25 protein-coding genes are annotated in these 21,810 nt (G+C 70.3%); 12 read left to right on the plus strand and 13 right to left on the minus strand.

Going from position 1 to position 21,810, the window contains the following annotated elements:
- Positions 1-150 precede the first annotated feature (150 nt).
- Positions 151-579 carry a hypothetical protein gene (locus ABZU76_RS38965; protein ID WP_354879376.1) on the plus strand — a complete coding sequence of 143 codons (429 nt, stop codon included), beginning with the start codon at positions 151-153 and terminating at the stop codon, positions 577-579.
- A gap of 203 nt (positions 580-782) precedes the next feature.
- The gene (locus ABZU76_RS38970; RefSeq protein WP_285973648.1) at positions 783-968 is read left to right on the plus strand and encodes a DUF5302 domain-containing protein; all 186 of its coding nucleotides are present in this window, start codon (positions 783-785) and stop codon (positions 966-968) included.
- A 48-nt stretch (positions 969-1,016) separates the two neighbouring features.
- Here ABZU76_RS38970 and ABZU76_RS38975 read toward each other — a convergent pair whose 3' ends face one another.
- The gene (locus tag ABZU76_RS38975; protein WP_354879379.1) at positions 1,017-1,442 is read right to left on the minus strand and encodes a MarR family transcriptional regulator; all 426 of its coding nucleotides are present in this window, start codon (positions 1,440-1,442) and stop codon (positions 1,017-1,019) included.
- A 57-nt stretch (positions 1,443-1,499) separates the two neighbouring features.
- On the opposite strand from ABZU76_RS38975, the gene ABZU76_RS38980 reads away from it, so the two are divergent.
- Positions 1,500-2,021 carry a DUF6790 family protein gene (locus ABZU76_RS38980; RefSeq protein ID WP_354879382.1) on the plus strand — a complete coding sequence of 174 codons (522 nt, stop codon included), beginning with the start codon at positions 1,500-1,502 and terminating at the stop codon, positions 2,019-2,021.
- A 56-nt stretch (positions 2,022-2,077) separates the two neighbouring features.
- Here the strand turns inward: ABZU76_RS38980 and ABZU76_RS38985 are convergent, their stop codons facing one another.
- The 4 genes from ABZU76_RS38985 to ABZU76_RS39000 form a co-directional block, all read right to left on the minus strand.
- On the minus strand, positions 2,078-3,151 hold the full coding sequence (locus tag ABZU76_RS38985; RefSeq protein ID WP_354879385.1) for a Glu/Leu/Phe/Val dehydrogenase dimerization domain-containing protein: 1,074 nt from the start codon (positions 3,149-3,151) through the stop codon (positions 2,078-2,080).
- Positions 3,152-3,288: 137 nt separating this feature from the next.
- A complete protein-coding gene (locus ABZU76_RS38990) occupies positions 3,289-4,482 on the minus strand; it encodes a kynureninase (protein ID WP_354879388.1) in 1,194 nt (397 codons plus the stop codon).
- Entirely contained in the window at positions 4,479-5,270 is a 792-nt protein-coding gene (locus ABZU76_RS38995; RefSeq protein ID WP_354879391.1) for a tryptophan 2,3-dioxygenase family protein, read from the minus strand. Before ABZU76_RS38995 ends, ABZU76_RS38990 begins: the two co-directional genes overlap by 4 nt.
- The gene (locus tag ABZU76_RS39000) at positions 5,267-6,103 is read right to left on the minus strand and encodes a PaaX family transcriptional regulator C-terminal domain-containing protein (RefSeq protein WP_354879394.1); all 837 of its coding nucleotides are present in this window, start codon (positions 6,101-6,103) and stop codon (positions 5,267-5,269) included. The genes ABZU76_RS38995 and ABZU76_RS39000 overlap by 4 nt, the downstream gene beginning before the upstream one ends.
- Before the next feature lie 68 nt (positions 6,104-6,171).
- On the opposite strand from ABZU76_RS39000, the gene ABZU76_RS39005 reads away from it, so the two are divergent.
- Both ABZU76_RS39005 and ABZU76_RS39010 read left to right on the plus strand, forming a co-directional pair.
- Complete coding sequence (locus ABZU76_RS39005) at positions 6,172-6,864, plus strand: SDR family oxidoreductase (protein WP_354879397.1); 693 nt, start codon at positions 6,172-6,174, stop codon at positions 6,862-6,864.
- Complete coding sequence (locus ABZU76_RS39010) at positions 6,861-7,688, plus strand: enoyl-CoA hydratase family protein (RefSeq protein WP_354879400.1); 828 nt, start codon at positions 6,861-6,863, stop codon at positions 7,686-7,688. The genes ABZU76_RS39005 and ABZU76_RS39010 overlap by 4 nt, the downstream gene beginning before the upstream one ends.
- Before the next feature lie 63 nt (positions 7,689-7,751).
- Here the strand turns inward: ABZU76_RS39010 and ABZU76_RS39015 are convergent, their stop codons facing one another.
- Together ABZU76_RS39015 and ABZU76_RS39020 are read right to left on the minus strand one after the other, a co-directional pair.
- A complete protein-coding gene (locus ABZU76_RS39015) occupies positions 7,752-8,012 on the minus strand; it encodes a DUF397 domain-containing protein (protein ID WP_354879403.1) in 261 nt (86 codons plus the stop codon).
- Positions 8,009-8,866 (minus strand): helix-turn-helix transcriptional regulator, encoded by an 858-nt coding sequence (locus ABZU76_RS39020; protein WP_354879406.1) that lies wholly within the window; start codon positions 8,864-8,866, stop codon positions 8,009-8,011. Before ABZU76_RS39020 ends, ABZU76_RS39015 begins: the two co-directional genes overlap by 4 nt.
- 333 nt (positions 8,867-9,199) lie before the next feature.
- Here ABZU76_RS39020 and ABZU76_RS39025 point away from each other — a divergent pair, with 333 nt between their 5' ends.
- Positions 9,200-10,033 (plus strand): Scr1 family TA system antitoxin-like transcriptional regulator, encoded by an 834-nt coding sequence (locus ABZU76_RS39025; protein WP_354879409.1) that lies wholly within the window; start codon positions 9,200-9,202, stop codon positions 10,031-10,033.
- 123 nt (positions 10,034-10,156) lie between these two features.
- On the opposite strand, the gene ABZU76_RS39030 is transcribed toward ABZU76_RS39025, so the two are convergent.
- Genes ABZU76_RS39030 through ABZU76_RS39045 form a run of 4 tightly spaced genes read right to left on the minus strand, consistent with a single transcriptional unit; the run spans position 10,157 to position 13,313 of the window.
- Entirely contained in the window at positions 10,157-10,912 is a 756-nt protein-coding gene (locus ABZU76_RS39030; RefSeq protein ID WP_354879412.1) for a fumarylacetoacetate hydrolase family protein, read from the minus strand.
- A gap of 41 nt (positions 10,913-10,953) precedes the next feature.
- Complete coding sequence (locus ABZU76_RS39035; protein WP_354879415.1) at positions 10,954-11,871, minus strand: SMP-30/gluconolactonase/LRE family protein; 918 nt, start codon at positions 11,869-11,871, stop codon at positions 10,954-10,956.
- A 10-nt stretch (positions 11,872-11,881) separates the two neighbouring features.
- The gene (locus ABZU76_RS39040) at positions 11,882-12,538 is read right to left on the minus strand and encodes a histidine phosphatase family protein (RefSeq protein WP_354879418.1); all 657 of its coding nucleotides are present in this window, start codon (positions 12,536-12,538) and stop codon (positions 11,882-11,884) included.
- A 22-nt stretch (positions 12,539-12,560) separates the two neighbouring features.
- Positions 12,561-13,313, minus strand: coding sequence for an SDR family oxidoreductase (locus tag ABZU76_RS39045; protein WP_354879421.1), 753 nt, complete (start codon positions 13,311-13,313; stop codon positions 12,561-12,563).
- A 412-nt stretch (positions 13,314-13,725) separates the two neighbouring features.
- On the opposite strand from ABZU76_RS39045, the gene ABZU76_RS39050 reads away from it, so the two are divergent.
- Positions 13,726-14,652: a hypothetical protein gene (locus ABZU76_RS39050; RefSeq protein ID WP_354879424.1), complete on the plus strand. Its 927-nt coding sequence runs from the start codon at positions 13,726-13,728 to the stop codon at positions 14,650-14,652.
- A gap of 1 nt (position 14,653) precedes the next feature.
- Here the strand turns inward: ABZU76_RS39050 and ABZU76_RS39055 are convergent, their stop codons facing one another.
- Complete coding sequence (locus tag ABZU76_RS39055; RefSeq protein ID WP_354879427.1) at positions 14,654-16,291, minus strand: acyl-CoA synthetase; 1,638 nt, start codon at positions 16,289-16,291, stop codon at positions 14,654-14,656.
- A 145-nt stretch (positions 16,292-16,436) separates the two neighbouring features.
- On the opposite strand from ABZU76_RS39055, the gene ABZU76_RS39060 reads away from it, so the two are divergent.
- The 4 genes from ABZU76_RS39060 (at position 16,437) to ABZU76_RS39075 (ending at position 19,689) form a co-directional block, all read left to right on the plus strand.
- Positions 16,437-18,128, plus strand: coding sequence for a bifunctional 3'-5' exonuclease/DNA polymerase (locus ABZU76_RS39060; RefSeq protein ID WP_354879430.1), 1,692 nt, complete (start codon positions 16,437-16,439; stop codon positions 18,126-18,128).
- 86 nt (positions 18,129-18,214) lie between these two features.
- Positions 18,215-18,592: a hypothetical protein gene (locus tag ABZU76_RS39065; RefSeq protein WP_354879433.1), complete on the plus strand. Its 378-nt coding sequence runs from the start codon at positions 18,215-18,217 to the stop codon at positions 18,590-18,592.
- Positions 18,593-18,691: 99 nt separating this feature from the next.
- Positions 18,692-19,162: a hypothetical protein gene (locus ABZU76_RS39070; protein ID WP_354879436.1), complete on the plus strand. Its 471-nt coding sequence runs from the start codon at positions 18,692-18,694 to the stop codon at positions 19,160-19,162.
- Between the two features lie 95 nt (positions 19,163-19,257).
- Positions 19,258-19,689 (plus strand): hypothetical protein, encoded by a 432-nt coding sequence (locus ABZU76_RS39075; RefSeq protein ID WP_354879439.1) that lies wholly within the window; start codon positions 19,258-19,260, stop codon positions 19,687-19,689.
- Positions 19,690-19,692: 3 nt separating this feature from the next.
- Here ABZU76_RS39075 and ABZU76_RS39080 read toward each other — a convergent pair whose 3' ends face one another.
- Positions 19,693-20,775, minus strand: coding sequence for an aldo/keto reductase (locus ABZU76_RS39080; protein ID WP_354879442.1), 1,083 nt, complete (start codon positions 20,773-20,775; stop codon positions 19,693-19,695).
- A gap of 152 nt (positions 20,776-20,927) precedes the next feature.
- Between ABZU76_RS39080 and ABZU76_RS39085 the strand changes: the two genes are divergently transcribed.
- On the plus strand, positions 20,928-21,800 hold the full coding sequence (locus tag ABZU76_RS39085; RefSeq protein ID WP_354879445.1) for an AraC family transcriptional regulator: 873 nt from the start codon (positions 20,928-20,930) through the stop codon (positions 21,798-21,800).
- The last annotated feature ends 10 nt before the right edge of the window (positions 21,801-21,810 follow it).

The raw sequence follows: 21,810 nt of genomic DNA on the forward strand, positions 1-21,810 counted from the left end.
GTAACCGTTGCTACGAAGCCATTCGGCCGTGACTGTGGTCGGATTGGCAACGATCGGCACAGTTAAGGAGACGTCAAGAACACCGCTTGGGCTGTAGGGAAAGCGTCCGCGCCTCTCGTGCGGTGCGGGCGGGCGCGCTGAGCTGGACCCATGGGCATCACCGGTGGTTTCGGTTTCCCGCTCGGCTGCGCGGCCGTGGTGGCCGCCTCGATCGGGGCGGACGTCGCGGGGGCGACCGCGCACCCGCTCTACGCGCTGGTGCCGCTGGCGCTCGTCGTGGTCGCCGCCGCTGCGACCACGGCCCCGGCCGCGGCGGCGGGGATCGCCGTCGTGGCCTGGGCCGTCGACTCCGGCTTCATCCTCGGCCGCGAAGGCCACCTCCTCTTCGACACCGCGAGCGGGCGCGCCGCCCTCGTGCTCGGCGCGGTGCTCGTCGTGGGCTTGCTGTCTCGGCTCGTGGTGACGGCGGCGGTCCGCGCCCGCCGCCGGGTTCACCCGCGGCCGCACCGGTTCGTGGCGTCCGTCCCCTCGCCGCGAACCGCCGGACAGCGGCGGACCGATCACGCAGCCTCCGCTTGATCGACCCGGCCGGTACCCCGTCCGGAGCGGCCAACCCGTCGTTGTTGGCCGTTCCCGGACGGGGTACCGGCGCGTCCGCGGCCGGTCGAGCGTGGTTGGCTGTGCGGGTGTGACGGTGTCCTGGTGTGTCGAAATCGACTCGCGTCGGGCTCCCGGCGGTGCCAGGCTGGGACGGTCACACGTCGTCACCTTCGGAGGTAAGCATGAGTGATCCGCAACCGTCGCCCAGCGGCGAGGAGGACGACGTCAAGCGCAAGTTCCGCGAGGCGCTGGAGCGCAAGCAGGCCCACGCCCGCTCCGGCTCCGCCCACGAAACCGGTGGCGGCAAGAACCAGCACGCCCACGGGCCCGCCGCGAACAAGCGCACGTTCCGCCGCAAGAGCGGCTGAGCGTCACCCACCGAAGAAGGCCCTCTCACCGCGGTGAGAGGGCCTTTCTCATGCCTCCAGCAGCCGGGCCAGCCGAGCGGTGTCGCGCAGGTACTGCTCATACGGGAAGCCGGCTTCGAGCAGGGCGGCGCGCAGTTCGTCGTAGAGCGGTTTCCCGTTGTCGTGGAAGGCTTTCGAGCCGACCTCGGTGATGCTCACGAGCCGGCGCCGGGCGTGTTCGGGGTCCTGGCGGACAGCCACGAGCCCGGCGGTCTCCAGCGGGCGCAGCGCGCGGCTGATCGCCGGGTCGGACACCGACAGCGCCTGTGCCAGCTGGTGCTGGGTCACCGGCTGGATGTCCTCCAGTGTGCCCAGCAGCCGCATCTGGCTGTAGCTCAGGCCCCCGGCACCACCGGCACTGTCGGAGCGCCGGCGCGCGGCCTCCCCCAGCAGGAACACCACGCGATGCAGCAAGTCAGCGAGATCGTCGTCCACACCACAAGTCTACCCTGAGTCTTGCTAGGTTAATATTAACCATGCAAGACTCAAGTCATGACCACGATCGAGTACCTCGCCCAGTCCGCCGTTCCCCTGGTCTTCGTCCTGGTGCCGGCCATCGGCGCCTTCCTCCGCACCCGGCACAGCCCCTCTCGCCAAGCCGCACTGGAAACCTGGCAACGGTGGTGGGCCATCGGCGCCCTCGGCTGCGGGAGTCTCTGGATGACGCTCGCGTTCGTCGGGGCCCCGGACGTGATGGCCACGGCGATCGGCTTCACGCGGACCCCGTTCGAGTTCGAAATCGCCTTCGCCAACCTCGGGCTCGCGATCATGGGCTTCCGCGCCGCGTCGGCCTCGACCCGGGAACGCCTTACGATCGGAATCGGCGCCGGGATGTTCCTCTGGGGCGCGGTCGTCGGGCACGTCTACCAGTGGTTCGCCAACGGCGACCACGCGCCGGGCAACACCGGCGGGGTCCTGGTCACCGACCTGCTCATCCCCGCCGTGATGATCATCCTCGCGCGCCGCGCGCAGCGACTGTCCACATCGGAGCGGATCACGCCGGCCCTCGTCTGAACCCTGCCGAGCAAAGCGGGCGCACGGAAACCCGTGCGCCCGCCGTCGTGAAAAACTCAGACCGTCAGGATCGAACGCAGCCGGCCGACGTCGGCCATGCGACGCTCGGCGAGGCGGTCGGCCGCCGCGGCGGGCGGGACGCCGTCGGCCTTGGCCAGGGCGTACACGGCCTTCGTGGTGTCGAAGATGGCCGTGGTCTTGCGCTGAGCGCGGGCGAAGTCGAAGCCGTGGCGTTCGTCGTCGACCTGGATCACGCCGCCGGCGTTGACCAGGTAGTCGGGTGCGAAGAGGATGCCGCGGTCGTCGAGGAGCTTGTCGACGCCGGGGTGGGCGAGCTGGTTGTTCGCGGCACCGCACACGATGCGGGCCTGCAGAGCGGCCACCGTCTCGTCCGTGAGCACACCACCGAGAGCGCACGGGGCGAAGACATCGAGGTCCGTGCGGATCAGGGTGTCCACATCGGACACGACCTCGACGCCCGGGTACGCGGCGCGCGTGCGCTCCAGCGCGGGCGCCGACACGTCGGTGATCACGACCTGCGCGCCCGCCTCCACGAGGTGGCCCACGAGGATGTGGCCGACCTTGCCGACGCCGGCCACGCCGACCCGGCGGCCGGCCAGCTCGGGCACGCCCCACACGTGGTCGGCCGAAGCGCGCATGCCCTGGTAGACGCCGTACGCGGTGAGCACCGAGGAGTCGCCCGCACCACCGTCTTCGGGCGAGCGGCCGGTGACGAACTTGGTCTCGCGGGCCACCACGTCCATGTCGTGCACGTACGTGCCCACGTCGCAGGCCGTGATGTAGCGGCCGCCGAGGGACTGCACGAAGCGGCCGTATGCACGCAGCAGCGCTTCGGACTTCATCGTGGCCGGGTCGCCGAGGATCACGGCCTTGCCGCCGCCGAGGTCGAGCCCGGCCAGCGCGTTCTTGTACGCCATCCCCTTGGAGAGCGCTAGCACGTCGTCGAGCGCGTCGTCCTCGGTGGCGTAGGGGTAGAAGCGAGTGCCGCCGAGCGCCGGGCCCAGTGCGGTGGAGTAAATACCGATGATGGCTTTGAGGCCGCTGGCCTCGTCGTGGCAGTACACGACTTGTTCATGGCCGCTGTGCCGGCCGAACACTCCTTCGGTCACGGTGGTGACTCCCTTGTCTGACCGCTCGCGGTTCGTGGCCGCGCGCTCCGGAAGGTGGTGTGCCGGACGGAGGTCGTCCACCCCGCACACCGCCAACCTAGAGCCATCCGCGCGAACCGACCACCGCAGGTCGTCGATCAGCCGGCGACGACCTTCCCGATCTTCGCCATCGCTGCTTCCAGCTGGGCATCCGACAGGTACGGCGCCGGGCCGAACCGCAGGTAGGAGCCCCTGCTGTCGGTCCGGACGCCGTGCTCGGCCAGCGCGTTCTGCAGGTCGCCGGCCGAGGGGCTGCGCAGCGACAGAAACCCGCCGATCATCCCCAGCGGCGTCTCGCGGTCCCTCGACACCACGTCGGCGGGAAGGCCGAGGTCGTCGAAGCACTGCGCCAGCAGGCCGACCTGGTGCTGCGACACCGTGCGCAGGAACTCCGGCGTCAGGCCGTGCTCGGCGAAGAACCGCTGCACGCGCACGCCGCGGTAGTGGCTCGACGGGTCGTAGGTCGCGCCGGCGAAGCGGTCGCCGCCGGTGGCGTAGGCGACGCGGTCCGGGCGCTGCCGGTCGGCGAGCGCGCCGAACTCCGCGTACCAGCCGGTGACGACCGGGCGCAGCTCCTGCGCGTGGGCCGGCAGGCGCAGGAAGCAGTTGCCCTCGCCGAGCTGGAGGTACTTGTAGCCGCCGCCGACCACCCACGCGTTGGTGAGTCCCAGGTCGTGCAGCGAGAACGGCACGACGCCCAGGGCGTGGTAGGCGTCCACGACCAGTTCGACATTGCCGGCGCGGCAGACGTCGGCCAGGTGCGCGAGCCCGGGCACGAGCCGCGAGGTCTCGAACAGCACGGCGGACACGAGCACGGCCGCCGTGTTCTCGTCGACCTCCGCGGCCACGCGTTCGGCCAGCGTCGGCACGGGGTCCACGGGCACCCGCACGACCTCGACGCCCTCTTCCTCCAGCCGTGCGAGCTGGCGGCGCAGGGTGTGGAACTCACCGCCGGTGGTGACCAGGCGCGGGCGGGACCGCAGCTCGATCGCCGAGAGGAACCGGATCACGAGCTCGTGGGTGTTGGCGCCCAGGGCGTACTCGCCGTGCGGGTCGGACAGCAGCGCGCGGAAGCCTGCGCGCAGCTCGTCGGCCTTGGCGAACGCGGCGGTCCACTTCTCGTCGACGTCGCGGGCCGCGTCGGCGAACGCCTCGGCCAGACCTTCCTCCGCGACGTCGGGCCAGGCCTGGTGGGAGTGCGCCGAGAGCAGCAACCGGTCGGCCACGCGGAAGCGCGAGTAGTGCGGCGCGAGCGCGTTGTCGTCCGCGCGCAGGGAATCCAGCGTCGTCACAGCTTGCTCCGCACGGCCCACAGGTCCGGGAACATCGGCTGGAAGAGGGTGGTCCGCAGGTACGTCGCGCCCGACGACCCGCCCGTCCCGGTCTTGTCGCCGATGGTCCGCTCGACCATCTTCACGTGCCGGTAGCGCCACTCCTGCATCCCTTCGTCGAGGTCGACGAGGCACTCCGCGACCACCGAGGGGCCGCCGTCGTCCTGGTAGACCTTCAGCAGTACCGCCTGCAGTTCGGGCGAAGGTGCCACCGGCCGGGTGACGTCTCGATCACTGTCCACGGCATAACCACTGTTCGCGAGGTATTTGAGGAACGAATCGAACAGCGATGGCCGCCGCATCGCCGCCGCGATCCGGGCGCGCTGCTCGCCGCCTTCGGGGTAGTGCGCGAACACGCGCTCGTCGCGGCGGCCGAGCACCGCTTCCAGCTCGCGGAACTGGGCCGACTGGAAGCCGCTGGACGCGTCGAGGCGCGCCCGGAAACTCGTGAACTGGCTGGGCGTCATGGTCTCCAGCACGTCGAGCTGCGCGACGATCACCTTCAGCACCGTGAGGATGCGCCGCAGGGTACGGATCGCGTGCGCGGTGTTGCCGGCTTCGAGGTTGGCCTGCAGGAACTCCGCCTCGTGCAGGATCTGCTTGAACCACAGCTCGTACACCTGGTGGATCACGATGAACAGCAGCTCGTCGTGCTCGTCGGAACGCGGGCGCTGGGCCTGGAGCACCTCGTCGAGCGCGAGGTACGACGTGTAGCTCAGCGCGGCCTGCGTGTCGTCGGCCTGGGTCATGGGTTCCTCACCTCGTCGAAATCACTGGTCCGCACAGCACGATCGAAGTGCCGTTGCGCCGCGGGCGCCAGCGCGGCGTACAGGTCGTGGAAGAGCTCGACGGCCGCCGCGCGCCGGCCGGGCGCGGGAATCAGCTCGCCGGGCAGCTCGGGGTCGAGCGACGGGAACACGCGGAACTCGTGCACCAGTCTCGTTCGCACCGTAAACGCTTGCGCGTCGGGCAGATCGTGCGGGCTGCCACCGAACTCGGTCACGAACGCGTCATAGCGGGCCGACAGCTCCTCGAGGTCCCAGGCCCGCCCGGCGAACCGGCGGACGTCGAGCGCCGCCGACGGGGTGCCCAGCATCAGGCCGGCGTGCTCGGTCACGCCGAGCTCGGCGAGCAGGCCGAGCACCTCGGCCTCGCGGTCGTGCGGCGCGATCCACGTGCCGTCCTGCATCGGGCCGAAGCCGAGGAACCGCAAGCGCCGCACGAGCGTCTCGCGGGCCTGGCGGCGGGTCTCGGGGATGTTCTGCCACAGCACCGTCCACGGGCCGGCGGGCCGCTCGCGGCGGCCGAGACTGAAGATGCGCCGGTCGCCGTCGGCCAGGACCGCGACGGTGCGGCTCGTGAGCGAGTAGTGCACCAGCCGGCCTTCGCGGTGGCGCGCCAGCAGGTCGCGGTTGACCAGCCGGGTGAGCGCGATGCGGGCTGCGCCGTCGGAGAAGCCCAGCTCGGTGAGCAGCGACACGAGGCCGCCCGACCACACGCGCCGGCTCTCGCGCGGCCGCACGTAGCTGCCCAGGAGCGTGATGACCAGCTCCTGCGGTCCGGTGGGCGATGGTTCGGGCACGGCATGACTCTATACACCCCAGTCCGCTGCGGTGTAGCTTTCGAGCGAGTAGGTTGTCAGGAGGCTGGATGAAACGGCTGGTGGTTGTCACCGGCGGCACTCGCGGCATCGGCGCGGCGATCGCGGAACGGTTCACGGCGGCGGGTGACACGGTGCACGCGCCGGGCAGACGCGAGTGCGACGTGACCGACGAGCAGGCCGTGCGCTCGTACTTCGCCGATTTGGGCCCGGTCGACGTGCTCGTGAACAACGCCGGGATCTCGTCGAGCGCTCCCACCGCGAAGACGTCGCTGGAGGACTGGCGAGCGCAGTTCGAGGTCAACGCGACCGGCGCGTTCCTGTGCACCCGCGAGGTGCTGCCGGGGATGCGCTCGCGCGACCGCGGCCGGATCGTCACGGTGGCCTCGACCGCCGGGCACGTCGGTTACCGTTACACCACAGGCTATACGGCCTCGAAGCACGCCGTCGTGGGGCTGATGCGCGCGGTCGCCGCGGAGCTCACCGGGACCGGGGTGACGGCCAACGCCGTCTGCCCCGCCTTCGTGCGCACGGACATGACGGCCGACTCGGTCGCGCGGATCCGCGAGCGCACCGGCCGCGACGAAGCCGACGCCGAGGCGGCGCTGGCGGCCGCCTCGCCGTTGGGGCGGTTGCTCGAACCCTCGGAGGTCGCGTTCGCGGTGGCGTTCTTCGCCGCCGAGGAAGCGGCCGCGATCAACGGCCAGACTCTCGTACTCGATGGTGGAGGAATCCAGAAATGAGCCCGTTCCGCGCGACGCCCCCGCTCACGAAGTCATGGGACCACTTCGAGTTCACCGTGGACGACGGTGTGGCGACGCTGACGTTCAACCGGCCGGACAAGCTGAACGCGCTGACCTTCGACGTGTACGCGGACCTGCGGGATCTGGTCACGGAGCTGCCCCACCGCGGCGACGTGAAGGTGCTCGTGATCACCGGCGAGGGCCGCGGCTTCTGCTCGGGTGGCGACGTCGAGGAGATCATCGGCGAGCTCCAGAAGATGGAGACCGCCGAGCTGCTGGAGTTCACGCGCATGACCGGCGCCGTGGTGAAGGCGTTGCGGGAGACGCCGATTCCGGTCATCGCCGCCGTCAACGGCGTCGCCGCGGGTGCCGGCTCGGTCATCGCGCTGGCTTCGGACTTCCGCGTGCTGGCGCAGTCGGCGAAGTTCGCGTTCCTCTTCACCAAGGTCGGCCTGGCCGGCGCGGACATGGGCTCGGCTTACCTGCTGCCGCGGCTGGTGGGCCTCGGCCGCGCCACGGAACTGCTGATGCTGGGCGACAAGCTGGAGTCGGCTCGCGCCGAGGCGATCGGCCTGGCGACGTCGGTCGTGGCGGACTCCGAGCTGGCTTCGACCGCTGCCGCGCTCGCGCGCCGGCTCGCCGACGGCCCGGCGCTGGCCTACTCGACCACGAAGGTCCTGCTGACCCGCGAACTCGACATGGACCTGGGCTCGTCGATCGAGCTGGAGGCCATGACCCAGGCCCTGCTCATGACGGCGCACGACCACAAGGAGTTCTACGCCGCCTGGTCGGCGGGACGTAGTCCACAGTGGACGGGCCGGTGAGTTCTTCGTTGTGACAGAACGATGCCCCGGCACGGCTGGGGTGTGCCGGGGCATCGTTCTGTCTCAGTCCTGCACGATCTTTTCGGTCAACGCACGCCACGCCACACCCGGGACGGCCAGCTGACCACCGGCCCGGTCCTTCGTGTCCCGCACGCCGACGACCGCCGGATCCAGTGCGACCTCCACACAGTTGTTGCCGTTCTGGCTTCGCAGCGGCTTCCGCCACTTGGCAGAGTCGGCAGGTATCTTCACCTCGACACAGCTCTCGGTATTCGAGCTATAGCTCGACTTCCGCCAGTCATCTGGCCCACTGGGTCGCCTCATCCTGTCCTCATTCCCTTGATGACATCGGCGATGAGTTCGGCCGAAGCCTCCGGACTCATCGCCACCTGTAGCACGAAGTCGACTGCCTCGCGGTATGCCGCTACATCGGCTTCTTGGTGCAGAATCAGCCCGCTGCGCCGGTTTTCCAGGAACACAATGGGAAATCCATCATCGCGCGGGTCGATCAGAGTGAAAGGTCCTTCCAGCGCCGGGTGCCAGCCGCTGCTGAACTGGATCATGCGCAGATCGACATTTTCCCAAGCCGCGACCCGCAGCAGGTATTCGAGCTGCTCGACCATCACCTCGGCGCTGCCGATTCTCTGCCGGAGTGCGGCCTCGCCGATCAGCACGACAAGGTTCGCCGGGTCCGACCGCTCCGCGCTGACCACCTCGCGGCGGCCGAGGCGGGTGGCAACACGAGTACTGACCTCTTCGGCCGGAACCGTTCCGCCGGACATGATGGCGCGCGCGTAACCGCGGGTCTGCACCAGCCCGGGAATCAGCAGGGGCGCGACCTCGATAATGGTTTCCGCGGCCGCCTCGAAGTCCAGTAGCGCGGAGTTCTGCTGCCGCTGCTCCGGCAGCGAGATCGCCAGCCACTGAGTGGCATCCACACCATCGAGCATCGCCATGATCTCGTCGTACCGGCTGTTGTCGATACCGAGATGGCCGAGAATCCGGGCCACATCCGCGGGCCGCGGCACCCGCTTACCGGCCTCCCAGCGCGATAGCGAACTCGGGTCGATACCGAGATCCCTGGCAACAGCGCGCAGCGAACTGCCGTGCTCTTCCCGCGCCTTGCGAAGAGCAGCGCCAAGTGCTCTGCCCTTCGTAGTCGCCGTGTTGTCAGCCATGCAACACAGCATAAGACAACGGCAGCTCGAAATTGACGTCACCCGAACAGGGCATTGCCCTCCACTGTTTCCAGTGTTGACAACGTTGACACGTCGCTGGAAACACCTAGCAACAGTGCTCCTCGATCGCCCGGCTGATGCGGTTGCCCCGACACCGCGTCGGCCGGGTTTCCAGGCTGTGTCCGCAGCACGGCTGGGGCGGGCGCAGGGCCCGAGCCCCGACGGCCCCCTCACCGGGGGCGGGTTCGTCGGGGCTCGGTGCCGAATCACCGTGCAGCCAGAAACAAGCAGCCAGAAACAAGCAGAAAACACCGGCCCAGCAAGAAGGTCACGATGACAACCGAGTCGAGCGCCACCTCCCCCATCCTGATCGAGCTGGGCGCGGGCCTGAAAACCGCGCGCGAGCAGGCCAAGTTCGGTGTCCGCGAGCTGGCTCGCCGCGCCGACGTACCGGTGGGCAGCCTCGCGAATTGGGAGGGTGGCCGTCGCCTGCCGCCGGTGGATCGGCTGTCGTTCATGCTCGGCCTGCTGCGGCTGCCTTCGACCGAGTACGACCGTCTGCTCACCCTCGCGGTGAACGCGTCCACCGCCATGCACGCCGAGATCCTGCCGATCCGCCCGGCACGTCTGGCCACCGCCTACAGCCGCACCGCCTCGAAGATCACCGAGTGGGCACCGACGTTCCTGCCGATCCACCTGCAGACCCGCGCGTATACCTGGGCCATGGTCCAGCACACGACCTCACCGGGCGCCGACCCGGAGAACTACTTGTTCGAGCTGACCGCCGAGACCGACCAAGCGACCGGCCCCGAGCCGGCCACGCGGGAATGGTTCCTCGGCCACCGCTGCCTCACCAACCCGGCGATCGACCGCGCGACGATGGTGGCTCAGCTCCAACGTCTGCGCACCGTCATGGCGGGCAACGCCGTGGCAATCCGCGTCGTGCCACACGAACAGCACGACCTGCCGGGCTTCGTCGTCTACCGGACGCCCGGCCGCAAGCCGACCGTCGCGCTGCGGCACCGGCACACCACCGTGTACCTCACGTCGCAGGACGCCGTCGCCGAATACACCGCCGCCGCCAAACACCTCACCAGGACCGCGCTCACGGTCGCCGAAACCGAGCAGCTCCTGACAAAGCAGCTGAGTCAGTGGGAAGTCTCGTAAATTGATCGGTCACCCCGCGCGGCGGCGTGGCCGTGTCCGTCGAGAAGTCAGCCGCACGCGTACGGAGCGTCCCCGCCTTCCGCGGCGGCGTGCCGAGCGGCATACGGCTACCGCTCGAACTGGCTACTCCGTCGCCAAGGTGATCGACCCCAGGCCCGGCACGTCGGCGGTGAGGGTTTCCCCACCGGTGAAGGGCGTGGGGGCGCAGAGGGTGCCGGTGAGGATGACGGCGCCCGCCGGGATTTCGTCGCCGGTGGTGGCCAGGTGGCCGGCGAGCCAGGCGACGGCGGCGACGGGGTTGCCGTTCATGACCGCCGTGGCGGCGCCCGGGGCGGTGCGGTCGCCGGCGGTCAGGGTGCAGGTGATGGTCGAGAGGTCCCGCGGCACCGGGACCTGGGGGCCGACGAAGACGTAGGCGGCGTTGGTGTTGTCGGCGGCGAGCATGGCCAACGTCGTCGGCCCACCGGACCAGCGGGAGTCGACGATTTCGAAGGCGGGGGCGATCGCGGCGGTCGCGGCGAGCACGTCTTCGGCGGTGGTGTCGGGGCCGGAAAGCGGGCGGCCGAGGATGAACGCGATTTCGACTTCGGCGCGAGGAGCGAACATGTCCGCGGTCGGCAAGGGTTGTCCGGGGTCCAGCACGGTGGAAGCCAGGACGTAGCCGAGGGCGGGCTCGGCGGCGCTGTAGGTGGCGCGGGCCGGCTCGGACGTGAGGCCGATCTTGTAGCCCGCGAGGCGGTCGCCGGCGGCCAGGGCCAGGTCGCGGGTCGAGCGGGAGACGCGGTAGGCGTCCGCGAGATCGGCCACGGGTTCGGGGGCGACGGCGGGGCCGCCGTGGGTGGCCTTGTGCAGGCGCTGGGCCAGGTCGTCGTCCGCCACCGTGTGCTCCTCAGGGGTCCGGGATGGGCCCGGACATCTGATCACACCTCGGTGTGCGCGATGGCGTTGCCCTCCAGCGAACCGAACCAGAGGCGACCGGCGTGTTCGCGGACGCCGACGAGCATGTGGAAGCCCGGGATCTCGCCCCACCGCTCGTGCTCCACAGCGCCGTCGGCGGCGATGCCGAGCACACCGACCTTGCGTTTCGGGGCGGGTTGCAGCGCAGCCGGCAGCGAGCGCACGGCGGCACGCAAAGAGGCGGGCAGGCTGCGGACGGCGTCGAGGGCGGGCACACGTATGGAGGCCTGCGTGACCCAGATCAAGCCGTCGCTGCCGGTGGCGATGTTGTCGGGGAAGCCGGGCAAGTCCGCCACGAGGGTGTCGCGCTGGCCTTGACGGGTGCCGTGGAGCCAGAAGCGGGTGACGCGAAACTCACCGGTTTCGGCGACGGCCACGAAGGACTCGTCCGGCGGCAGGGCGACGCCGTTGGCGAACTGGAGGCCGTCGGCGATCAGATCGATGCTGCCGTCCGGGGCGCGGCGCAGAAGACGGCCACCGGCTGTCTGTTCGATGAGGTCGTCGCGCCAGCGGTCGATGCCGAAGCGGCGCGAGGAGTCGGTGAAGTAGATCGTGCCGTCCGTGGCGACGGCGGCGTTGTTGCAGAACACCAGGTCGAGGCCGGCGGCGGAGGTCGCGAGGGTGCGCACCGCTCCCCCGGCCAGCGGCATCGTGAGCAGGCCTGCGCGGGCGTCGCAGATGAGCAGGTCGTCGCCGTAGAGCTCCAGGCCCAGCGGGCGGCCGCCGGTGTCGCCGAGGACGTCGATGCGACGGCCGTCGAGAGCGACGCGCAGGATGCGGCCGTCGTCGACGCCGGTGTAGACCCGGCCTTCGGCGTCGACCACCACGTCTTCGGGTGCGTGCCCGTTGACCGGGACCACCGTGACGTCACCGAAGTCCATCACGAACCTCCTACCGGTAGGTGAGCAGCTGCGCCGCCTCCGCTTCGAAGTGCGGGTGTTCGTTGAACGTCAACAGGTTCACGCCGCCGCGGCCCGAGGTGAGCTTGGTGATGCCGGTGTTCACGGTGACGCGGTTGAACTTCAGCAAGCCGACCTCGGGCACGCCCAGCACCGCGCCCGCGATCGTGCTGATCACGCCCCCGGAGGTGAAGACCAGCGCGTGCTCGCCCTTGCCGAGTGACTCGACGACGTCGGTCAGCCCGGCCGTGCAGCGTTCGAGGAACGCCGGCCACGTCTCGGCGCACGGCCCGTCGGCGCCCGCCGCCACCCACGCACCGAGCGCGGCGTCGAGCAGGCCCTGGTACTCGCGGGAATCCTCCTGCGGGGCGCCGCCGGCGTGGTGGCGCGAAATGTCCACGTGGTCGTATTCGTTCCACCGCGGGTCCTCGACCACGGCCACGTCCGCACCGAGTGTCTTCAGCGCCGTCGCCGCCGTGTCGCGCTGGCGGGCGAGCGAGCCGGAGCGCACCTGTGCGAACTCGACGCCGCGCCGCGCGAGCTCACGACCGACCACAGTGGACTGTTCGAAGCCGCGCTCGGACAGCGCGTCGTAGTCGGCCGCCCCGAACGAGGCCTGACCGTGGCGGACGAGGTAGATCGCACCCAACGCATTTGCTCCTTTTGGCTCGTCAGGAGAACTTGGCCAGCAACCCGGCGGGCAGCACGCGCATGACCGCACTGAGCGGCACCCACGGCCACGAAGGAACGTACGCCATTTTCGGCTCCGCCTCGATCGCCTTGGCCATCGCGCGGGCCCCCGCCTCGGCGCCGGTCAGCAACGGCGTGGTGCCGCTGCGGTCGGTCATTTCGGACGCGATGTAGCCGGGGCGGATCTCGGTGACGCTGATGTCCGTGCGACGCAGCTCGACCCGCGTGCCCGCCACGAAAGCGGAAATCCCGGCCTTCGAAGCGGCGTACGCGGTGAGGTTCTTGGGCAGGCCGCGGATCGCGCTGAACGACGAGACCACGGCGAGGTGCCCTTCGTGCTGCTCGCGGAAGATGCCGACGGCGGCCTCGATCTGCGCGGCCGCGGCGACGAAGTTGGTCTCCAGCGTCTGGCGGTTGGCGTCGAAGCGGCCCTTGCCCACGGGCTGGCCCTTGCCGAGCCCGGCGTTCACGATCACGCGGTCGAGCGAGCCGAGCTCGCCGCGGAACTCTTCGAAGACGGTGAACACGCGGTCGTGGTCGTTCACGTCGAGCGGGCGGGTGACGACCGTGATCCCGGGGAAGGCGGCTTTGAGCTCGGCCGCGAGCTCGTCGAGGCGGTCGGTGCGCCGCGCGCAGAGGGCGAGGTTGCGGCCGCGTGCCGCGAACTGGCGCGCCATGCCTTCGCCCAGCCCCGAACTGGCGCCGGTGATCAGGATGTTCTTCCGCAGGACCATGGGCCGGATCCTACCGGTTGGTAACCACCGTGCCTTGGCCCTTGACCGGTGGCCCGGCGCTGGGGGCATCGCCGGGCCACCGGTACCGGGTACGGCCGCCGGCCGTGCACGGGGCGCGGACCGCGGGCCGGGGCCGAAGTAGCTGCGCCGCAACCGGGATCGCCGGCGCGGGGCTCGATGGCCATACAAACGCGACCCCGCAGGTCAGGGCAATGGTTCACAGTTGCCAGTACTAGCCCGTTCGCCCCAGTGGTGACGCGGAGTGCCTGGTCGGCTGCTGATACGGTCTCGAGTGTCGGTTCGGACACTGTGGGTTTTCAGGCACTCCGTTTGGAGGACCACAGGTTTTTCGGACACGGGTTTTCACGGGTTTCACCACGAACCGGTGCGGTGCGAGACCACGGGCGGGGGCATGGCTGGTGGAACTGCGGACGAGTCCGGGGCCGACGGCGCCCGGACCGCGTTCGCGAGCGCGCTGCGCGCGGCGATCACCGCCAGCGGCCTGTCGCTCGACCGGATCCAGGCGCGGCTGCGCGCCCGCGGCGCGGCCGTCAGCGTCACGGCGCTGAGCTACTGGCAGTCGGGCAAACGCCAGCCCGAACGCGCGGGTTCGCTGTCCGCGGTGCGCCTGCTGGAGGAGATCCTCGACGTCCCGGCCGGCTCGTTGCTGGGCCTGCTGCCGCCGCCCCGCCCCCGCGGCGCGACCCGCCGCGACCGCGTCGGCGAAGAGCCTTTGACGTTCACGCGCGAGACGCTGCAACCGCTGCTGGACCGCGTCGGCGCGTCGAACATGCTCGACCAGCAGCAGCACCTCAAGCTCGTCGGCCTGCACGACCGCTGCGAGATCGCCGCGGACGGCGGCCAGCAGGCCGTCACGTCCCGCGCCGTCTTCCAGGCCGGCGCCGACGGCCTCGACCGCTGGCTGCTCGTCTACGCCCAGGACGACGCCGCGTCCGTGCCGCAGGTCCACGCCGTGCGCAACTGCCGCGTCGGCCGCTTCGAGGCGGATTCCTCGCACGGGATCCTGGTGGCGGAGCTGCTCTTCGACCGCCCGCTGGACCGCGGCGAGACGAACCTGATCGAGTACTCGCTGACCAACGCGGGCCCGCCCTACCCGCAATGCCGCGCCACGCACTACCGCGAGTTCCGCCGCCCCGTGCGCGAATACCTGCTGGAAATCCGCTTCGCCCCGGAAGCCGAGCCCGCGCGCTGCTGGCAGTACTCCCGCGGCGGCGACACCACCCCGTCCCGCCGCCGCCTCCGCCTCGACTCGGCGGGCGGCGTGCACGCCGTGGCGCTCGACTTCGGGCCGGGGATCTTCGGCATCGGGTGGGAGTGAGTCAGCTGAGCTTGGAGCGCAACACCTTCCCGGTCGCATTGCGCGGAAGCTCGTCCAGGAACTCGACGTCGCGCGGCACCTTGTAGCGGGCGAGATTCGACTTCACGTAGTCGCGCACCCCGTCGGCGTCGAGCGTGGAGTTCTCGCTGCGCACCACGAACGCCTTGAGCCGCTGGCCGAACTTCTCGTCCTCGACGCCGATCACGGCGGCCTCGATCACGTCTTCCCGCTCCACCAGGAGGTTCTCCACCTCCACCGGGAACACGTTCTCGCCGCCGGAGACGATCATCTCGTCGTCGCGGCCGTCGATGAAGAGCAAGCCGTCTTCGTCGAAGTGGCCGACGTCGCCGCTGGAAAGCAGGCCGTCGATGATCTCCTTGTGGCGGCCGTCGGTGTAGCCGCCGAAGCTGAGGCCGCTGCCGACGAAGACGCGGCCCGTCACGTTCGGCTCGGTGATCTGGCGGCCGTGCTCGTCGTACAGCGCGACGCGGCAACCCACGGGCGCGCGTCCGACGGTGCCCGGCGCCTTGCGCCAGTCTTCCGGCGTGGCGACGGTCGCGACGGCGACTTCCGTTGAGCCGTAAAGGTTGTGCACGACGTCGCCGAACTGCTCGTTGGCCCGGTTGCCCAGATCCGGCGACAGCGCGGAGCCCGCGACGAAGATGATCCGCAGGCACGAGGTGTCGTACCGGTCGCGCACCTCCTGCGGCAGGTCGACGATGCGCTGCAGCATCGTCGGCACCAGCACGAGCGTCGTGCAGCGGTGCTCGGCGACACCTTTCAAAGTCTGCTCCGGGTCGAACTTGCGCCGCATCACCACCTTGCAACCCAGCGCGAAGCTCAGGATGAACTGCGAAAGCCCGGTGCCGTGAAAGAGCGGCGCGCCCATGTACGTGGCTTCGCCCGCGCGCAGCGGGATGCGGTCGAGGAACTGCGCGGATGCAAGCGGCGACGTGTGCGGCCGCGGCGCGCCCTTGGGCGTGCCGGTGGTGCCGCTGGTGAGCAGCACGAACCCACCGGGCTTGGCGGGCGCGGGCAGCGGGCGGTCGTCGGTGCTGGCGATGATCTCGTCGAGCACGGGCACGGAGTGATCGCCCGGCTCGTCGACCCACGCGAGGTAGCGCTCGACGTCACCGGGGATCGCGTCGAGCAGGCCGGTGAACTCCTGGTCGTACACGAGCGCGGTGACGCGTTCACGCTTCGCGACGTCGGCCAGCTGCGGCTTCGCAAAGCCGGTGTTCATCAGCAGCAGGCGCGCGCCGAGCTTGCCGGCGGCCGCCATGGTGAGCACGAGGCCGCGGTGGTCGCGGCACAGCGCGGCGATCACGGTGCCCTCGCCGAGCCCGCGCTCGGACCAAGCCCTGGCGAGCGCGTTGGACCGGTCGTCGAGCTGTTTGAACGTGAGCGGGCCGAGCTCGTCGACGATCCCGACGGCCGCGGGGTCGCGGCGTGCGGCGATGTGGTTGGCGCCGGCGAACGGGCCGTACTTCCGGATGGCCACGACCGAGCGCACACCCTCGTCGAGCCGCGGGAACGGCACGAGTCCCGCGCGGCGCATCACGTCGATGCTGCGTACGGTCTCGGCCACCTTGTCCGTGACCTGGCTGGCGAGGCCGAACACCCCGGCCGGGTTCCTCATCCGGGCACCTCCGTTGTTGCTTCGGGGGAAAGCCGCCGGTATGGGTGGCTACTCGACAGTAGACCAAGCCGGGCGCGCGTGCACCAGACCACGGCGGCCGCGTTCGGTGACCGAAATTGTCGGTGTCCCCGCGCACAATGACGGCGTGCAGGTGATCACCGGCCAGGAGGAGGACTCCGGCTACACGATCTCGACGCCGGCGGGCACCTCCCGCGGGCTGTCGAGGGCCGGCTGGGTGGCCGAGGTGCGGCGGCTCGAGGAGGCCGAGGCGCCGCGCTGGGTGCTGCCCTCGGTCGACGCGCTGTACCCGAAGCTCATCGACGCGGGCGTGCGCCTGGGGCGCTGCTACGACCTGGGCTTGGCGGAAGGCCTGCTGCTCGCGTACGAGGGGCGTGAGAGCGAGTCGCGCAGCCTGCGCGCGGCGTGGGCGCGGGCGCAGGGCGAGGAGCCGCCCGACGACGGGCCCGCGTTCGGCGAGGCGGCGCAGCCCACGCTGTTCTCGCCGCGCGGACCGGGGCTGCCTTCTGGTGTGACGGTCGCCGACGCGGTCCGTCGCGTGCTGGCCGAGCAGGAGAAACGCGTGGCTTCCGTCGCTTCGCCAGGTCGGATGCGCGTGCTGCTGGCGGCGGAGTCGGCGAGCGCGCTGGCCGCGGCGGAGATGTCGGCGGCCGGGTTGCCGTGGCGGGCGGACCTGCACCGTGCGCTGCTGGAGTCCCGGCTCGGTCCGCGCGTGCCGTCGGGGCAGCGGCCGAAAGCGCTGGTCGCCTTGGCCGCGCAGATCACCGACGCGTTCGGCGGGCGGCCGGTGAATCCCGACTCGTCGCCGAGCGTCATCCGCGCTTTGGCCCGCGAGGGCATCGAGGTGCCGGCCGCGCGGAAGTACCTGCTGCGCGACATCGACCACCCGGCCGTCGCGCCGTTGCTGGAGTACAAGGAACTTTCCCGCCTGCACTCGGCCAACGGCTGGGCCTGGCTCGACGAATGGGTCACCGACGGCCGCTTCCGCCCCCACTACGTCGTCGGCGGCGTGGTCTCCGGCCGCTGGGCCACCCGCGGCGGCGGGGCGCTGCAGATCCCCAAGGTGCTGCGCACGTGCGTCCGCGCGGATCCCGGCTGGAAACTCGTCGTCGCGGACGCCGCGCAGCTGGAACCACGCGTCCTCACGGCGTTGTCCGGCGACCGCCGGCTGGCCGAGGTCTCGGCGGCCACGGACCTGTACGCCCGGCTGGGCGAGGCTCTTTTTTCGGGCGCCCGCTACGTTCCCCCGCCGTCCGGTTCCTCGGACGACCGCTCCCGAGCCAAGATCGCCATGCTGTCCGCCATGTACGGCGGCACCTCCGGCGAGGCGGGACCCCTCCTCGCCCTGCTCCGCCAGCGCTTCCCCGACGCCGTGTCCTATGTGGAACAAGCCGCGGCCGCCGGCGAACGCGGCGAACGCGTGCGGTCCCGGTTGGGCCGCACCTCGCCCGCGCCGTCCGCCGCTTGGCGCGCCCTCACCGGCGGCCTCGCCGACGACGAAGCCACGGAAACCCGCGCCCGCCGCGCCTCGCGCGGCTGGGGCCGTTTCACCCGCAACTTCGTCGTGCAAGCTTCGGCAGCCGACCTCACCGCCGTCCTGCTGGCCACGCTGCGCGGCCGCCTCCCCGCCCCCGCGCATCTGGTGTTTTTCCAGCACGACGAGGTGATCGTCCACACCCCAGCCGAACTGGCGCCCGCCGTCTCGGCCCTCATCGAGTCCACCGTGACGGAGTCGGCGCAGATGTTGTTCGGCGAGGCGTGCCCGGTGCACTTCCCCATGCAGGCGGCCGCGGTGGACACGTACGCGGACGCGAAATAGCTCACCCGACCGACGACAAAGGACACCTGATGGGCAATCTGTACGACTAGTTCGCCGCGAGCTCCGACGAACAGGCAGCCACGGCCTTGGAATCCCCCACCTCGACGAACTTCCCACTGGTCCAGCTGAAACGCATCGATCCGATCATCCACCTGAACCGCGCCGAAGCTCTCCTCACGGGGTCGGACTACGACACCGTTTCCGCGAACCCGAGATCGGAGCACCTCATCGCCGAGCTCGACGAATCCGTCTGGGTCACCACTCTCACCGACGAACTCCGCGACGCCCTGGCCGCCGCCGACGAAACGCACCGCCGGCGGGTCGCCGAGCTCTGGGCGCGTTCCGAAGAATTCGACGGCGACATCGACCCGGCAGATCTCCTCCCGGTGGTCGACGAACTCGCCGACCTCGCACGCCAGGCGAAAGCGGCGGGCGATCGCCTGTACTGCCGGACCTGCCTGTGACTCCCGAAGCGTCAGCCGCCGACGCGAAATAGCCGCGTCGGCCGTCAAAAGATCGAGTTCACCCGGCCTCGGACATGGGCCGGCAAACACGGAGGTTCAATGGGAGCGTCAGGCTGGGACTACCGCGCACCGTACGCGGGCAGCGTCGAAGCAACACACCTCGCGGTGCAGGAACAACTCCTGGCCAGCGGCGAGTTCCTCTGGCCATGGGAAGACATCAACCCCGAATACGTCGACGAAATGGTCCCCCGCCCGTCGTCGTTGGCCGACCTCGAGGCGGCGAAGGACGCCGAGGAGTTCTGGAACGCGGGCACCCACACGATCCTCGACACCCACGAGATCACCGAGGCCGACGGCGTCGGCACCGTCCGCCCGTTGAGCTCCGCGGAGCTCAACGGGGTGTTCGGCACCGACCGCCCCTCCGCCGCCGACTTCGAAGGCGTGCGCCGGCCCGGACCGTCAGGCCCCCTCGCGGATCTGACGGGCGACAGATGGACCGGCCGAAGCCTGGTGATCTACAAGAACGGCGCCGCCGACGAGGTCTACTTCTGGGGTTACTCCGGGGACTAGCCGGGCAGTCCGTCCACTTCCCCAAGCGTCCCCGTCGACACGTGCGCACAACAGTTCGGCTTTGTCGCGGGGTCAGCCTGTGGTTGAGTCACACCATGCTCTACAGCTACTTCACGGCGAATTCGGACGGAGAAGCCGTAACGTCCCTCGAGGCGCCTGAAGGCCCCGCCGCGTTGTTCCCCACGGCCGCCTTCAAGCACCTCGACCCCTACCTGCAGGTGCCGCGGGCCGAGGCGTTCCTGACCGGGATCGGCGAGGAGGCGGCCGCCGACAACCCGCGGGCGATGAAGCTGCTCGCGGAGGCCGGGGAGGGCGACGTCGTGGTCGTCACGCTCACCGACGAGTTCCGTGACGCCATCGCGGCCACCGACGAAGCGCGCCGCCGGGAGCTGGCGGGATTCTGGTCGAGCGACGAGAAGCTGGAGGGCACAGCCGGGGACCTGCTGCCCGTCGTGGACGGGCTCGCAGCCCTCGCGAAGCAGGCGAAGCCCTCGGGCGGCCGGCTGTACTGCCACATCGCCGGCTGAAGCTCAGTAGCGCACCGAGTTCTGCAGCAGCGGCGGGTACACCCCGTGTTCCTGCCCGTTCACGGTCGCGCCCGCGTAGCGCAGCATCGGGGCCATGCCGCGGTTCAGCTCGGCCGGGAAGTTCAGCTGCGGCGCGGAAACCTCGTCTAGCGCAGCGACCTGCTCCGCGCTCAACTTCAAGTCCAACGCAGCCAGGTTCTCCGTCAGGTGCTCGACCCGCCGCGGCCCGATCAACGTCGACGTGATCCCCGGCCGGCCCTGCACCCACGCCAGAGCCACCGCCGCCGGGCTCACGCCCAGCTCCTTCGCGATCCCCACCACCACGTCGATCACCCGGAACTGCTCCTCCGTCGGCCCCACCCCGAACGCCGCCCCGCGCCGCGTATCCGCAGCGGCGCCGTCGCGGGTGTACTTGCCTGACAGGAACCCGCTTTTCAACGGACTCCACGGCAGCATTGCCATGCCCGCGTCCTCGGCGAGCGGCAGCAGCTCGCCCTCGATGGTGCGTTCCAGCAGCGAATACTCCATCTGCAACCCGGCCACCGGCGCCCACCCGCGGAACTGGGCGATCGTCTGCGCCTTGGCCGTGAACCACGCCGGAGTATCCGAGAATCCGACGTACCGGATCTTGCCGGCCCCGACAAGATCATCGAGGGTCCGCAGCGTCTCCTCGACGGGTGTGTGTCGGTCGTAATTGTGCAAGTAGTAGAGGTCGATGTAGTCCGTCCCGAGACGCCGCAGCGAATCGTCCAGCTGGTGCAGAATCGCCTTCCGACCGGCACCACCGCCGTTGGGGTCGCCGGGGTGCAGGTTGACGAAGAACTTCGTCGCCAGTACCACCCGGTCACGCAGCCCTGGCGTCGCGGCGAGGAAATCGCCGACGATCTTCTCCGAGTGGGTGTTGGTGTAGAAGTTGGCGGTGTCGATGAAGTTGCCACCGCGGTCGAGGTAGGTCTGCAGGATCCTCTCGGACTCTTCGACACTGCAGCCGACGCCGGTGTCCTCGCCGAAGTTCATGGCACCGAGGCAGAACGGGCTCACGACGAGGCCGGACCGGCCGAGGTGGACGTAGGAATCAAGGCTCACGGGGATTCTCCTGGCTTATCACGGGATTTCGTTGCCGTTCAATGACACCAGCGCCGGGCGTGCCACCGTGAGCCCGAAAGTCGTAGCCTCTTGCCTGATCCTGTCACGATCGCCAGTTGCACCGGCGGGCGCGGCCGTGGTCGAATCAAAGCGTGTCCCTCTCCGAGCTGCGCACGCTGATCACCCGCTACGCCGGCCGCACCGACCTGCCGGGCGGCCTGATGCTGTCGTGCGAACGCGCGCCCACCGACCCGGCGGCGTCGCTGACCGGTCCGGTGCTCGCCGTCGTCGCGCAGGGCCGCAAGCGCATCGGCACGGGCGAGCGCACCTACGAGTACGGCGCCGGCCAGTACCTCGTGGTCACCGTCGACATGCCCGTGACCGGGCACTTCGTGGAGGCCAGCCCCACGGAACCGTTCCTGGGCGCCGGCCTGGTCCTCAAGCCGGAGGCCGTCGCCGCCCTCCTGCTCGAGACGGGCACCACGAACTCAGCCCCGGCCGCCCCGTTGGCCATCACCGTGAGCGACGCGCCCGCCGAGCTGCTCGACGCGTTCGTCCGCCTGCTGCGGCTGGCTGACCACCCGGCTGACCGCCGCGTGCTCGCGCCGCTCATCGAGAAGGAGATCCTCTGGCGCCTCGTCACCGGCGCCCAGGGCGCGACCATCCGCCAGATCGGCCTCGCCGACAGCAGCCTGTCACACGTCGGGCGCGCCATCCGCTGGATCCGCGACCACCACGCGGAGTCCCTGCGCATCGCCGACCTCGCGCGCCTCGCCGCGATGAGCGAGTCGTCCTTCCACCGCCACTTCCGCGCCGTGACGGCCATGACGCCCATCCAGTACCAGAAACACATCCGCCTCCAGGAGGCCCGCCTGCTCCTCCTGTCCCGCACCGACGACGACGTCGCGTCCATCGGCTACACCGTGGGCTACGACAGCGCGTCCCAGTTCAGCCGCGAATACCGCCGCCAGTTCGGTGTCCCGCCGGGTCAGGACTCGACGAGGCTGCGGGCGCACCACGGCTGACTTCCCCACC

Source organism: Amycolatopsis sp. NPDC005232 (genome assembly GCF_040607795.1).
Taxonomy (GTDB): domain Bacteria; phylum Actinomycetota; class Actinomycetes; order Mycobacteriales; family Pseudonocardiaceae; genus Amycolatopsis.

Excerpts from the sequence above, each read along its gene's own strand:
- ABZU76_RS39005 (WP_354879397.1), top strand. The coding sequence starts at position 6,172 with ATGAAACGGCTGGTGGTTGTCACCGGCGGCACTCGCGGCATCGGCGCG.
- ABZU76_RS38995 (WP_354879391.1), bottom strand. The coding sequence starts at position 5,270 with ATGACCCAGGCCGACGACACGCAGGCCGCGCTGAGCTACACGTCGTAC.
- ABZU76_RS39035 (WP_354879415.1), bottom strand. The coding sequence starts at position 11,871 with ATGGACTTCGGTGACGTCACGGTGGTCCCGGTCAACGGGCACGCACCC.
- ABZU76_RS39075 (WP_354879439.1), top strand. The coding sequence starts at position 19,258 with ATGCTCTACAGCTACTTCACGGCGAATTCGGACGGAGAAGCCGTAACG.
- ABZU76_RS39010 (WP_354879400.1), top strand. The coding sequence starts at position 6,861 with ATGAGCCCGTTCCGCGCGACGCCCCCGCTCACGAAGTCATGGGACCAC.
- ABZU76_RS39050 (WP_354879424.1), top strand. The coding sequence starts at position 13,726 with ATGGCTGGTGGAACTGCGGACGAGTCCGGGGCCGACGGCGCCCGGACC.
- ABZU76_RS39020 (WP_354879406.1), bottom strand. The coding sequence starts at position 8,866 with ATGGCTGACAACACGGCGACTACGAAGGGCAGAGCACTTGGCGCTGCT.
- ABZU76_RS39045 (WP_354879421.1), bottom strand. The coding sequence starts at position 13,313 with ATGGTCCTGCGGAAGAACATCCTGATCACCGGCGCCAGTTCGGGGCTG.
- ABZU76_RS39055 (WP_354879427.1), bottom strand. The coding sequence starts at position 16,291 with ATGAGGAACCCGGCCGGGGTGTTCGGCCTCGCCAGCCAGGTCACGGAC.
- ABZU76_RS38980 (WP_354879382.1), top strand. The coding sequence starts at position 1,500 with ATGACCACGATCGAGTACCTCGCCCAGTCCGCCGTTCCCCTGGTCTTC.
- ABZU76_RS38965 (WP_354879376.1), top strand. The coding sequence starts at position 151 with ATGGGCATCACCGGTGGTTTCGGTTTCCCGCTCGGCTGCGCGGCCGTG.
- ABZU76_RS38970 (WP_285973648.1), top strand. The coding sequence starts at position 783 with ATGAGTGATCCGCAACCGTCGCCCAGCGGCGAGGAGGACGACGTCAAG.
- ABZU76_RS39015 (WP_354879403.1), bottom strand. The coding sequence starts at position 8,012 with ATGAGGCGACCCAGTGGGCCAGATGACTGGCGGAAGTCGAGCTATAGC.
- ABZU76_RS39025 (WP_354879409.1), top strand. The coding sequence starts at position 9,200 with ATGACAACCGAGTCGAGCGCCACCTCCCCCATCCTGATCGAGCTGGGC.
- ABZU76_RS39070 (WP_354879436.1), top strand. The coding sequence starts at position 18,692 with ATGGGAGCGTCAGGCTGGGACTACCGCGCACCGTACGCGGGCAGCGTC.